Origin of the sequence: Halomonas meridiana, assembly GCF_009846525.1 — a bacterium.
In the GTDB taxonomy this organism is placed as follows: domain Bacteria; phylum Pseudomonadota; class Gammaproteobacteria; order Pseudomonadales; family Halomonadaceae; genus Vreelandella.
This window is the reverse complement of sequence record NZ_CP024621.1, coordinates 2,835,613-2,847,921: the sequence shown is the minus strand read 5'-3', so window position 1 is coordinate 2,847,921 and position 12,309 is coordinate 2,835,613. Positions and strand designations below refer to the sequence as shown.

The 12,309-nt window shown below is 59.0% G+C and carries 10 protein-coding genes; 7 read left to right on the top strand and 3 right to left on the bottom strand.

Translation table 11 applies throughout. The features are described from left to right. The first annotated feature begins 49 nt into the window (after positions 1-49). The 4 genes from CTT34_RS13655 to CTT34_RS13640 all read left to right on the top strand — a co-directional run bounded on the left by CTT34_RS13655 (position 50) and on the right by CTT34_RS13640 (position 5,112). Complete coding sequence (locus CTT34_RS13655; RefSeq protein ID WP_159342915.1) at positions 50-1,198, top strand: exonuclease SbcCD subunit D; 1,149 nt, start codon at positions 50-52, stop codon at positions 1,196-1,198. Then, positions 1,195-3,798 (top strand): AAA family ATPase, encoded by a 2,604-nt coding sequence (locus CTT34_RS13650; RefSeq protein ID WP_159342914.1) that lies wholly within the window; start codon positions 1,195-1,197, stop codon positions 3,796-3,798. The genes CTT34_RS13655 and CTT34_RS13650 overlap by 4 nt, the downstream gene beginning before the upstream one ends. Positions 3,799-3,907: 109 nt before the next feature. Then, a complete protein-coding gene (locus CTT34_RS13645) occupies positions 3,908-4,636 on the top strand; it encodes a tellurite resistance TerB family protein (RefSeq protein WP_159342913.1) in 729 nt (242 codons plus the stop codon). After that, positions 4,636-5,112, top strand: coding sequence for a phosphatidylglycerophosphatase A family protein (locus CTT34_RS13640; protein WP_159342912.1), 477 nt, complete (start codon positions 4,636-4,638; stop codon positions 5,110-5,112). Before CTT34_RS13645 ends, CTT34_RS13640 begins: the two co-directional genes overlap by 1 nt. A 104-nt stretch (positions 5,113-5,216) precedes the next feature. Here the strand turns inward: CTT34_RS13640 and CTT34_RS13635 are convergent, their stop codons facing one another. From CTT34_RS13635 to CTT34_RS13625, 3 genes are all read right to left on the bottom strand, one after another. Next, entirely contained in the window at positions 5,217-6,599 is a 1,383-nt protein-coding gene (locus tag CTT34_RS13635) for an NAD-dependent succinate-semialdehyde dehydrogenase (protein WP_159342911.1), read from the bottom strand. Between the two features lie 231 nt (positions 6,600-6,830). Beyond that, positions 6,831-7,454 (bottom strand): peptide-methionine (S)-S-oxide reductase MsrA, encoded by a 624-nt coding sequence (gene msrA, locus CTT34_RS13630; protein ID WP_159342910.1) that lies wholly within the window; start codon positions 7,452-7,454, stop codon positions 6,831-6,833. Positions 7,455-7,527: 73 nt separating this feature from the next. Further along, positions 7,528-8,436 (bottom strand): LysR family transcriptional regulator, encoded by a 909-nt coding sequence (locus CTT34_RS13625; protein WP_159342909.1) that lies wholly within the window; start codon positions 8,434-8,436, stop codon positions 7,528-7,530. A gap of 138 nt (positions 8,437-8,574) precedes the next feature. Here CTT34_RS13625 and CTT34_RS13620 point away from each other — a divergent pair, with 138 nt between their 5' ends. From CTT34_RS13620 to CTT34_RS13610, 3 genes are all read left to right on the top strand, one after another. Then, positions 8,575-10,086, top strand: coding sequence for a CoA-acylating methylmalonate-semialdehyde dehydrogenase (locus CTT34_RS13620; RefSeq protein ID WP_159342908.1), 1,512 nt, complete (start codon positions 8,575-8,577; stop codon positions 10,084-10,086). A gap of 27 nt (positions 10,087-10,113) precedes the next feature. Continuing rightward, positions 10,114-11,790: a GMC family oxidoreductase gene (locus CTT34_RS13615; protein ID WP_159342907.1), complete on the top strand. Its 1,677-nt coding sequence runs from the start codon at positions 10,114-10,116 to the stop codon at positions 11,788-11,790. A 190-nt stretch (positions 11,791-11,980) separates the two neighbouring features. Beyond that, positions 11,981-12,187, top strand: a complete 207-nt coding sequence (locus tag CTT34_RS13610) for a cold-shock protein (RefSeq protein WP_054641278.1) — start codon at positions 11,981-11,983, stop codon at positions 12,185-12,187. Positions 12,188-12,309: the final 122 nt, after the last annotated feature.

The following is a 12,309-nucleotide window of genomic DNA, read 5'->3' as shown; positions in this document are numbered from 1 at the left end:
CGGTGTCAGGTTGTTATGATGCAGCTAACGTTTCTGTGTCGAGCCTGTCATGCGATTACTTCATACCGCCGATTGGCATTTAGGGCGGCTGTTTCACAACCTTTCCCTGCTGGAAGACCAGCGTCATGTGTTGCAGCAGCTGCTGGAGATCATCGACCGCGAGCAGGTGGATGCCGTGCTGGTGGCGGGCGATATTTACGACCGCTCGGTGCCTCCGGCAGCGGCGGTCACGCTGCTGGATGAGATCTTAGGCGAGCTGTGCGAGAAGCGTGGCCTGCCGGTCGTGATGATTTCCGGTAACCACGACGGTGCCGAGCGGCTGGGGTTTGGCGCCCGCCACCTGCGCCAGGCCGGGCTGCATATTCTCACCGACCTAGCCACCTGCGACCAGCCGGTCACGCTCACGATTGGCAATGACACGGTGGATATCTTCGGCATCCCCTACGCCGACCCAGAATATGTACGCAGCGAGTTTGGCGAAGACGTGCGCGACTTCGACAGCGCCCACTGCTACCTGCTGGAGCGCATTGAGGCACAGCGCCAGCCGGGCCGCCCGACGCTACTGATGAGCCACTGTTTTGTGGATGGCGGAACCGCCAGCGACTCCGAGCGCCCGCTCACCCTAGGTGGGGCGGAAAGCGTGGCGTGGGAACCCATGCAGGGCTTTGACTACGTGGCGCTGGGCCACCTTCACGGCCCCCAGATTCGCGGTGGCGAGCATATTCGCTATAGCGGCTCGCTGCTAAAGTACAGCTTTTCCGAAGCCACCCAGCGCAAAGGCGTCACCCTTGTTGAGGTGGGCAGCGAAGGCGTCACCCAAATAGCCCACCATCCGCTGCTGCCCCGCCGGGATGTCCGCGTGCTGGAAGGTGAGCTGGCTCAGCTGCTGGCCCAAGGGGCCGCTGACCCCCACGCCGATGACTATCTGCTGGTGCGCCTCACCGACCGCCACGCCATTCTCGACCCCATGGGCAAACTGCGGGCGGTGTACCCCAACGTGCTGCACCTGGAAAAGCCCGGCATGCTGGAAGCAAAAGGCCGCCAACAGCTAGACCGCGAGCGGCTTGCGTTCAGCGCGCTGGATATGTTCAGCGACTTTTTCGCTCAAACCAGCGGCGAGCCAATGAGCGACGCCCAGGCCCGTGCCATGGGCGAGTTGATCACTACCCTGAGCCGTGAGCAGGAGGGCCAAGCATGACGCCATTAACGCTCACCATGAAGGCCTTTGGCCCCTTTGCCGGTAGCGAAACCATCGACTTCACCGCGCTGGGCAGAAGCCCGCTGTTTCTGATTAACGGCCCCACTGGCGCGGGTAAAAGCTCGATCCTCGATGCGATTTGTTTTGCCTTGTACGGCCAAACCACCGGCAACGAGCGGGACGCCGTTCAAATGCGCTGCGACCAAGCGGAAGCCTCTCTGCTCACCGAAGTCAGCCTGACGTTTCGCCTGCGTGATGCCATGTATCGGGTGCGCCGAGTGCCTCTGCAGGAGCGTCCCAAAGCCAGCGGCGAAGGCACAACGACACAAACCGCAGAAGCCCAGCTATGGCGACTCACTCCGGAAGGTGAGGAGGACGAGTGCCTAGTGGCGCGAAAGGTCACCGACGCCACGGCGGAGCTGCAAGCGCTAATAGGCCTAGACGCCAATCAGTTTCGTCAGGTGATGGTGCTCCCTCAGGGTAAGTTCCGCGAACTGCTGCTGGCAGGCTCCAAAGAGCGCGAAGTCATTTTCTCCCAGCTGTTCCAAACCCAGATTTTTCAGCGTATCGAACAGCGTTTGCTGGAGCAGGCCAAGCATATTGTCCGCGAGGTGAACGACCACCGCCAGCGGGTGCAAGGGATGCTCTCGGCCAGCGATGTTGAGAGCGAGGCTGCCCTTAATGAAGCACTCGCGGCGCTCGCCCCCGACTATCAAGCCGCCAAGCAGGATCTCGCCACGGCCAGCGAACAGCGCGAGCAGGCTGTGGCGGCTGCCCAGGCGGGCACAACATTGGCCCGCCAGTTCGAGCAGCACGCCGCGCTGGTCAGCGCAAAATCTACCTTGCTAGAGCAGCAGCCAGCGGTGCAGCACGCCCAGGAACAGCTTCGCCAGCACGAACAAACCCAAACCCTGGCAACGCCGTTTTACGCGCTGCAAAGCGCCCAGAAAAACGCCACCGCCGCCCAACGGGAATGCCACGCCGCCGAACAGGCCATCGCTCCTCGGCAGGCAGCCCACCAGCAGGCCCAGACGGCGCTGGAGGAGGCCAATGCCCAGCATGAACGGCTGCCTGAACTGCAGCGCCAGGCCTATGCTCTGGAGCAATCCCTCGACAAGTGCCAGGAGCTGACCACGCTGGAAGGGCAGTACCAAACGCTCGCCCAGCAGGCGGCACAAGCGCTTGAAACGGCAGAGCAGAAGCAGCGCGCTGCCGCACAGCAAGAGCAGCATACCATCGAGCAGGAGATGCGCTGGCACCAGGGCCAAGCGGCGCTGATCGCCCAGCGGTTGGAAAGCGGCCAGCCCTGCCCGGTGTGTGGCAGCCGCGAGCATCCAACGCCTGCCGTACCCGCTCAGGCGCTGGTGACGCAAGAGGAGGTGAAGCAGGCGCGGGATGCTTACGAGCGTGCCCGCCAAACCTGGGTGAGTGCCCAGCAAGACGCCCAGCGCCTAGAGCAGCAGGCAAACCACCTCAACGAGCAGTGCCAGCAACTGCGTGGGCAATTAGGGGAAGCCACCTCGCTGGAAGCACTGAACGCCTCGCTAGACAGCATAAAGCGCGAGATAGGCACCTACGAACAAACGTGGAAAGCCGCCCATACTCAGGCCCAAGCTGCCCACACGGCGTTCACCCAAGCGCAAACCACGCTGACAGAGGCCACCCAGCGCCAAGCAGAGGCGCAGCGCACTTTGGAAACCGCCCAAGCTGAATGGCAAGCAGCGCTGCAGGCCAGCCCCTTTAGCGATGAGCAGGCGTTTACCGCTGCCAGGCTAGAAGCGCCGGAGCAGCAGCGCCTAAGTGACAACGTCGCGCGCTTTCAGCGGGAGCTGGCGAAGCTGGAAGGTCAAATTGAGGCCAGCGAGCCGCTGCTGCAGGGCAAGACGCCCCCCGACGTTGCCGCCCTCAATGCCAACGCTGACGCGGCCAAGACCCACGAAGAGGCCTGCCGCCAAACGTATCAGCGCTTGGCTGCACGCGTCGACCAGCTCACTGCTACCCAGCAGCGCTTGGTGGATGCCCGCCGCGCAGAGGCAGCGCTGGAGGAGCAGTACAAGCTGTGGGGCACGCTGAGCGATGTCGCCAACGGCCGCACCGGCCACCGCATCAGCCTGCAGCGCTTTGTACTGGGCGTGCTGCTGGATGATGTGTTGATTCAAGCGTCTGAACGTTTGGTGCGCATGAGCTGTGGGCGCTACCAGTTGGTGCGCCGGGAAGACCCCTCTAAAGGCAATAAAGCGTCTGGCCTTGAGCTGGACGTGGCTGATACTTACACCGGCAAAAATCGCCCGGTGGCGACGCTCTCTGGTGGGGAGTCGTTTATGGCGGCGCTGTCGCTGGCGCTGGGGCTTTCTGATGTGGTGCAGGCCTACGCGGGTGGTATTCAGCTCGATACGCTATTTATTGATGAAGGCTTTGGCAGCCTGGACCAAGACGCCTTGGATCAAGCCATTGCCATGCTGAGCGAGCTGCAAATGAGCGGCCGCATGATTGGGATTATTTCCCACGTCAGCGAACTCAAAGAGCAGATGCCGGTTCGTATTGAGGTGAGCGCTAGCCGTCACGGCGGTTCGGTCGCGGTGAAAGGGGCGCTGAGCTAAGCGCTAGCGCGGGGTTAATTCATGCTGCATTCATGTAGCATGCGCTATAACAAGGGTTAAACGACCCGCGTTCGCCCCGTCGAACGAATGTTTATTGAGGAGTGCAAGGATGAACGCAAGCAAAATTCTACAGCAGCTGATGAGCCAGGCCAGTGGTAGCAAAGGCAGCAGCGGCGGCATGGATGTCAAAGGTGTGATTGATGGGCTCTCCCGCCATTTAGGCGGTAACAGCAGCCAAGGTACACGTCAAAGCAGCGGTTCCAGCGGTTTTGATGTGAAAAGCCTGCTGGGCGGCGGTGCCATGGGCATGCTGGTGGGTTCCAAACGTGGCCGCAGCATGGGCGGTAAAGCGTTGAAATATGGCGCGATTGCGGGTGTAGGCATGCTGGCGTGGAAAGCGTGGCAAAGCTCTCAGGAAAAGAAAGGAGCGGCGACCCAATCCTCATCAGAAGGCGAGCGTGTCGAGGTGTTGAGCGGTGAGTATCAAGAGCGTCGCAGCCTGGAACTGCTGCAGGCAATGATCATGGCCGCCCGTGCGGATGGTCATATCGATGAGCAGGAGCAGGCGCTAATTACCGATCAGATTGATGCCCTTGGCGCGGATGAGGAGATGCACCGCTGGGTGGAACAGCAGCTAAAAGCGCCGCTGGATGCCCAGTCACTCGCCCGTGAGGCGGATTCCCCCCAGGCAGCTCGCGAGATGTATCTCATCAGCGTGGCAGTAATTGACGACCAAAACCCCATGGAGCGGGCATGGTTGGATCAACTCGCCAGCGCGCTAAACCTAACGCCAGAGATGGCGGCAGAGCTTGAACGTCAGGCACAGCAGGCTGGCTAATGCTCGATACGATTAATTTTTGGCTAGCGACCGGCTTTGGGCTAGGGCTAGCGCCCGTTGCGCCAGGCACCTTTGGTTCATTGATTGGCTTGCCGCTGGCGTGGTGGCTCTTGGGTCGCCCGACCGGACAGCAGGCTGCCATCATCGCGCTGATGCTGGTGGCCGCGGTGCCGGTGTGTCATATCGCGGCGTGGCACTACGATGGTTTGGATCACGGTAGCATTGTCGCCGATGAGTACGTCGCCTTCCCGCTGGTAGTGCTGGGGCTAACAGCCGCTCGCCATCCGCTGGTACTGGCCTTGGCGTTTGGCGTCTACCGCTTCTTCGATGGCTTGAAACCGCCACCTATTCATTTAGCGGAATACGTTAACGGCGGGTTGGGCATTGTGTTGGATGACGTGATCGCCGCGCTGGTAAGCTGGCTGGTGGTGGCACTGTTGGTGACGCTATGGCAGCGTCGGCGGCAAATCGCCTAACGCTGCTTTTAAAATACGCTACCCATAAAAACGCCGCAGGTCGTGAAACGACACTGCGGCGTTTTTATGGGTTAGCCCATCGTGAGCCGATGGGCTTGGTGATGTTAGCTTTGCACCACAATCACCGATTTCGCGTTGACGAACTCGTGCATACCAAAGCCGCCGTGCTCACGGCCATAGCCTGAATCCTTCACGCCGCCAAACGGCATTTCAGGCGTTGCCACACCAAAGCCGTTGATAAACACCATGCCGGTATCGAAATACTTGCTGGCAAGCTCGGTGGCACGCTTCACGTCTTTGGAGATGATGCCGCCGCCCAAGCCGTAGCGGCTGTCGTTGGCGATGCGCATGGCGTCTTCATCATCTTTGGCGCGAATCAACGCGGCAACCGGGCCGAACAACTCGTCGTCGTAGGCGGGTTGGCCGGGGGTGACGTTATCCAGCACGGTGACCGGGTAGAACGCCCCTTTGCCTTCCGGCTTCTCACCGCCGCAGAGGATTTTCGCGCCTTTACGCACGCTCTCTTCCACCTGCTCGTGAAGGCCGTCGCGAAGATCGACACGGGCCATCGGGCCTAGGTCGCTATCTTCTTTGGTCGGGTCGCCCGCTTTCAAGTTCTTCATGCGTGCCACGTAGCGCTCTTTGAACGCTTCGTAGTTTTTCTCGGTGACCACAAAGCGTTTTGCCGCCACACAGGTTTGGCCGCCGTTAAAGACGCGGCCAGTCACGCAGGTATCCACCGCCACGTCCAGGTCGGCATCGTCCAGCACCAAGTAGGCATCGTTGGAGCCTAGCTCTAGTACGGTCTTTTTCAGATGCTCGGCGGCTTTAGCGGCCACTTTGCGGCCAGCGCCGTCGCTACCGGTTAGAGTCACGCCACGTACGGCTTTATGGGCGATGACAGTGTCGGACACATCGTGTGAAATGACGAGCGTACGGAAAACGTTTTCCGGCAAGCCCGCTTCACGGTAGATTTTTTCCAGCAGCAGGCCGCTACCCGTCACGTTTTCAGCGTGTTTTAGCAGCACGCTGTTACCTGCCATAATATTGGCGATGGAGTAGCGCACTACTTGGTAAGCAGGGAAGTTCCACGGCTGAATGCCGTAAATCACGCCCATGGGGGAGTAGGTGACGATGCCGCGCTCGCCGTTACCGGGTTTGCGCTCTTCATCAGCCAGCTTGGTGGGACCATGCTCGGCGGTGTAATCACAAATGCCGACGCAAAGATCCACTTCCTGGCGCGCTTGCGAGGGCAGCTTGCCCATCTCTTTGACCATCAGGTCGGCAAGCTCTTCTTTATGCGCGTTCATTGCTTCGCCAATCGCTTTCACCACCTTGGCGCGGTGCTCGAGCGGCTTGAGCCGCCAATCCAGAAACGCCTCATGACTGGCCTCGACTACCTGCTTGGCCTGGCTTTCATCCATCAGCGTATAGGTCTCAAGCGTTTCGCCGGTGGTCGGGTTCACTGTCGTAATGGTGTTGCTCATAAGATCTCCTATCTTTAGATCAACGGGGCGTTTAATCAGATAGAGCAGCCCTTTAGCCGACTGGTCTATTAATGCTGACTTTCTACCTTAGTAGAAAAATGGCGGTTTGCCCAAATGAATGAGTCGCCATCATATAAACCTGCTAGTAGGGCAGGGCGCATAGGGAATCGTTCCATAAAAAACGCCAAGGCGAATCAACCGCCTTGCCGTTTTGAGGCTAACGGGGTGAGATTACTCGACAGTAGGGCCGCCCGCTTCTTCGCCCCACACTTCTTCTAGACGGTCATCCCGACCGCAGCTCAGGCGGTAGAATTTGTAGCGCAGCGGATTTTTTTCGTAGTAATCCTGGTGATACTCCTCGGCTGCCCAAAACTCGCTGGCAGGAACGATTTGAGTCGCTATCTCTTGATCGAAACGGGCTTCCATCTCGGCTTTCGACGCTTCGGCCAAGGCCCGCTGCTCATCATTATGATAAAAGATCGCCGACCGGTACTGATCACCGCTATCGCAGAACTGGCGGTCGACGGCGAAGGGGTCTATGTTCCGCCAGAAAATCTCCAGCAGCTGTTCATAGCTGATTTGGCTGTCGTCATACTCGATTTGCACGACTTCCGCATGGCCAGTACCGCCTCGGGAGATCTGCTCGTAGGTCGGATTCTCAAGCTCGCCGCCCATGTAGCCGGATATGGTGGCGCTCACGCCCGGCTGTTTGTCGTAAGGCGGTTCCATGCACCAGAAACAGCCGCCAGCAAAGGTCGCCTCGCTATTGGACTGCGCGTGAAGCGATGCGCTTGCCAGACCGGCGGCGGCCATCACGCACAGGGTTAAAGGGCGAAAAGAGGGAAATCGGATCATTGTAAACACTCCGGTGGCGGTGACGAATCAATGCTCGTTATTGAGCCCATTAGTGTCGAGAGGTTCCGCTTCCTTACAGCGACCTTAGACGATGCGGCCATACCGTATCGAGGGTGTCCAGCGCCGCCTTAATCGTAGGTTCGGTGGCGCGGTCGCTGCGCCAGATCAGGCTTAATGCGCAGGGCAGGCGAACGTTGTCCGCCACCGCCAAGCCGCTCTCTTGGCGTTCGGCCATGGCCAGCGCGTCTCGCGCTAGGCTCAGGCCCACGCCTGCTCTGACTAAATCCAGCATACACGCCTCTTGGTCGACCTGGGCAACACGGTTCGGGGTCGCGCCGCTTGCGGCCAGCGCTCGCTTGAGTAGCCGGGAGTGCGCTGACACGGTGGGGGTCACAATCCAGGGCAGTTGCGCAAGCGCCTCCCAGCGGGTGTCGGCAAGTTTGGCTTCCCAGCCCGGCGGTGCCACCACGTGGTAGTGAAAGTGGGTTAACTCTCGCCATGCTAGCGTAGGATTGCCAGTGCCTTCGCCGGGCGGGGCGAGAAAAAAGCCCACATCTAACTCCCCCTGCTCGACGTTGTCCAATACGCTGCCGCTCATGCCGTGGTGAAGCTCGGTTTCCAGCTGTGGTGCGCGAGCCATCAAGCGGCTGAGAAAATCGCCCAAGCGAATAAATTCTGGGTCAACAATGGTGCCAATGCGCAGCTTGCCACGCAGCGTGCTGTGTAACGCGCTGGCGCTCTGCTCGAAGGCCAGGGCGCTGGCCAGGGCATTTTCAGCGGCCGGTAGCAGGGCGTAACCATCGGCGGTCAGCGTTAACCCTTGTGGGCGGCGGGTAAACAGCGTTAAGCCCAGATGTTGCTGTAGCTGCTTCAACTTTAGGCTAACGGCGGGCTGGGTCAGGTGGAGCTGCTCGGCCGCCTTTGAGACGCTGCCGGTATGGGCAACGGCCACAAAGGCCCGCAGCGTGGCGTACTCCTGCATGGTGGTGAACCTTCATTGTTATGTTATTAGCAAAGCTTATATCTGGGTTAAAAATTACTCAATTGCTTGGCCTGTTAGGCGGGGTAGTCTAGTGATCATCCTCCGATCACTTAAGCTTTTGTTATAAAGGTAGCGACAATGACAACCAACGCCATCCACCACTTTATTAACGGCCAACGCAGCGAAGGCGCCTCCGGCAGCGCCCTGGATGTCTTCAACCCTGCCACCGGGCAGGTCACCGGCCGCGTTGCCCTGGCTTCGGCCGCCGATGTGGATACCGCCGTGCAAGCCGCCCAAGCAGCATTTCCAGCCTGGGCCGATACGCCGCCTATTCGCCGCGCTCGGGTAATGTTCAAATTCCTGGAGCTGCTGAACGCCAATAAAGATGCCCTGGCCGAAGCAATCACCAAAGAGCACGGCAAGGTATTTACCGATGCCCAGGGCGAAGTGGCACGGGGTATTGATATTGTCGAGTTTGCCTGCGGTATTCCCCAGCTATTAAAGGGTGATTACACCGAGCAGGTTAGCACCGGCATCGATAACTGGACCGTGCGCCAGCCGCTGGGCGTGGTCGCCGGTATTACGCCGTTTAACTTCCCGGCGATGGTGCCGATGTGGATGTTCCCCATCGCCATTGCCGCCGGTAATACCTTTATTCTCAAGCCCAGCCCGCTGGACCCTAGCGCCTCGCTGATGATCGCGGATCTGTTGACACAAGCAGGCCTGCCCGATGGCGTGTTCAACGTGGTGCAGGGCGATAAAGACTCCGTCGAAGCGCTGATCGACCACCCACACGTTAAAGCGCTGTCGTTCGTCGGCTCTACGCCGATTGCCAACCTGATTTACGAGCGCGGGGCTAAGCACGGCAAACGCGTGCAGGCACTGGGCGGGGCGAAAAACCATATGGTCGTGATGCCAGACGCCCATCTTGATAAAGCAGTGGATGCGTTAATTGGCGCAGCCTACGGCAGTGCGGGCGAGCGCTGCATGGCGATTAGCGTGGCCGTGCTGGTCGGCGATGTGGCCGATAAAGTCGTGCCGATGCTCACCGAGCGGGCTAAGACGCTGAAAGTCAAAGATGGCATGCAGCTGGATGCAGAAATGGGGCCCATCGTGACCCGCCAAGCGCATCAGCGGATCACCGGGTACATCGAAAAGGGCGTGGCAGAAGGCGCGCAGCTTATCGTCGATGGCCGCGAGTTTGATAGCACTCAAGCGGGTGAGGGCTGTGCAGACGGTTTCTGGATGGGCGGCACCCTGTTCGACCACGTCACGCCAGAGATGACTATCTATAAAGAGGAGATTTTTGGCCCGGTGCTGGTATGCGTGCGCGTGCCGGATGTGGCGACCGCCATTCAACTGATTAACGATCACGAATTTGGCAACGGCGTGAGCTGCTTTACCGAAAGCGGCAGCGTTGCCCGGGAATTTGGCCGCCGTATTCAGGTGGGCATGGTCGGTATCAACGTACCGATTCCGGTGCCTATGGCGTGGCACGGTTTTGGCGGCTGGAAGCGCTCGCTGTTTGGCGATACCCACGCGTATGGCGAAGAGGGTGTGCGCTTCTACACCAAGCAGAAGTCGATCATGCAGCGCTGGTCGGACTCCATCGACGCGGGTGCAGAGTTTGTGATGCCGACGGCGAAGTAGCGCCTGACCGTTACGGGAGCCAAACCCATGCCAACAAATACAACCACTCATCCCACCGCAGAAGCATTTGATTACATCGTGATTGGCGCAGGCACCGCAGGGTGCCTGATGGCCAATCGACTGAGCGCCGACCCCAATAATCGGGTGCTGCTGATTGAGGCAGGCGGTCGGGATAACTACCACTGGATTCATATTCCAGTGGGCTACCTTTATTGCATTAATAACCCGCGCACCGACTGGCTGTTTCGCACCGAGCCGGACAAAGGGCTCAATGGCCGCTCGCTGATCTACCCTCGGGGGAAAACCCTGGGAGGCTGTTCTAGCATCAACGGCATGATCTACATGCGCGGTCAGGCCCGGGATTACGACCACTGGGCAGAGGTCACCGGCAGCGACGAGTGGCGCTGGGAGAACTGCCTGCCCGACTTTATCAAACACGAAAACCACTACCGGCTGGATAAAGGCAGCGACGGTGATGAGACTCACCGCGCTTTTCATGGCCATGGCGGCGAGTGGCGGGTCGAAAAGCAGCGCCTGAAATGGGAGGTGCTGGATGACTTTGCCGAAGCGGCGGTGCAGGCGGGCATCCCCCGCACCGACGACTTCAACCGGGGGAGTAATGAAGGGGTTGCCTATTTTGAGGTAAACCAACGTGACGGCTGGCGCTGGAATACCGCTAAGGCGTTTTTGCGCAGCGCGTTAAAGCGCGACAACCTAACGCTTTGGCACTCCACCCAGGTAAATCGGCTCTGCTTCGATCATACACAAGCGCCTCGTTGTACGGGGGTAGAGGTGGTGCGCAGCGGCAAAATCCAGCGCGTACAGGCGCGAAAAGAGGTGGTGCTGTGTGCGGGGGCCATTGGCTCGCCCCACCTTTTACAGCTGTCGGGCATTGGGCCTGCTGAGCATCTGCGTGAACACGGCATTGAGGTGGTGCACGACCTGCCTGGGGTAGGTGAAAACCTGCAAGATCATCTCCAGATTCGCTCGGTGTATCGTGTCAGTAATGCCAAAACGCTCAATGCTATTGCCAGTACGCTGTGGGGCAAGGCGGGGATTGGCTGGGAGTATGTGACCAAGCGCACCGGGCCGATGAGCATGGCGCCTTCGCAGCTTGGTGCGTTTACCCGCAGTTCTGACGATCAGCCGTACCCCAATATTCAGTATCACGTTCAGCCGCTCAGCCTAGAGGCCTTTGGGCAGCCGCTGCATCCGTATCCGGCCATTACGGCGAGCGTATGTAACTTGAATCCTACCAGCCGAGGAACGGTGCGTTTGAAAAGCGCCGACCCGCGTCAGGCACCGGCAATTTCGCCGAACTATCTCAGCACGCCGGAGGATCGCAAGGTGGCGGCTGATTCGCTGCGGGTAACCCGGCGTATCGCTGAACAGCCTGCCTTCGCTAAATATTCACCTGAAGAGGTAAAACCGGGCGTCGAGTATCAAACCGATGACGAGCTAACGCGGCTAGCGGGAGATATTGGCACGACGATTTTTCACCCGGTCGGCACCACGCGGATGGGCAAACGTGATGACCCAATGGCGGTGGTGGATGAAAAATTGCGGGTGCGTGGGGTGGTGGGATTACGGGTCGCGGACGCGGGCGTGATGCCGACCATCACCAGTGGAAACACCAATTCTCCGACGTTGATGATCGCCGAAAAGGCGGCGGGATGGATTTTGAAAGAAAATTCATTGCATTGACTTTTTTTTCCATCATAGTGTTGACGTGCGGCGTCGTTAAGCGCATGCTGCATGCAGTTGGTTAGCAAGTCGAACGTTGTCAGCAGTATCGAAACGCTCTAGCGTTGAGTCTGGTGAAAGTTTCTTGTTCTACCCACTGCAACTCGGGTATTACCCGGCTCTACATTAAGCTAAATCGAGGATTTCGATCATGGCAACTGGTACCGTTAAGTGGTTTAACGACACTAAAGGCTTCGGCTTCATTTCTCCGGACGACAACGGCGACGACCTGTTCGCGCACTTCTCCGAAATTCAAGCTGACGGCTTCAAAACTCTGCAAGACGGCCAGAAGGTTTCCTTCGACGTCACTCAGGGTAAAAAAGGCCTTCAGGCTTCCAACATCAAAGTTCTGGGTTAATCCAGCTTGATGTTTGCCGCTAGCACTCGATGCTAGCGCGCTAGAAAAACCCCGCCTTGTGCGGGGTTTTTTGTTTGTGGATTATTATCTGACTCACACCTCACACCTCACACCTCACACCT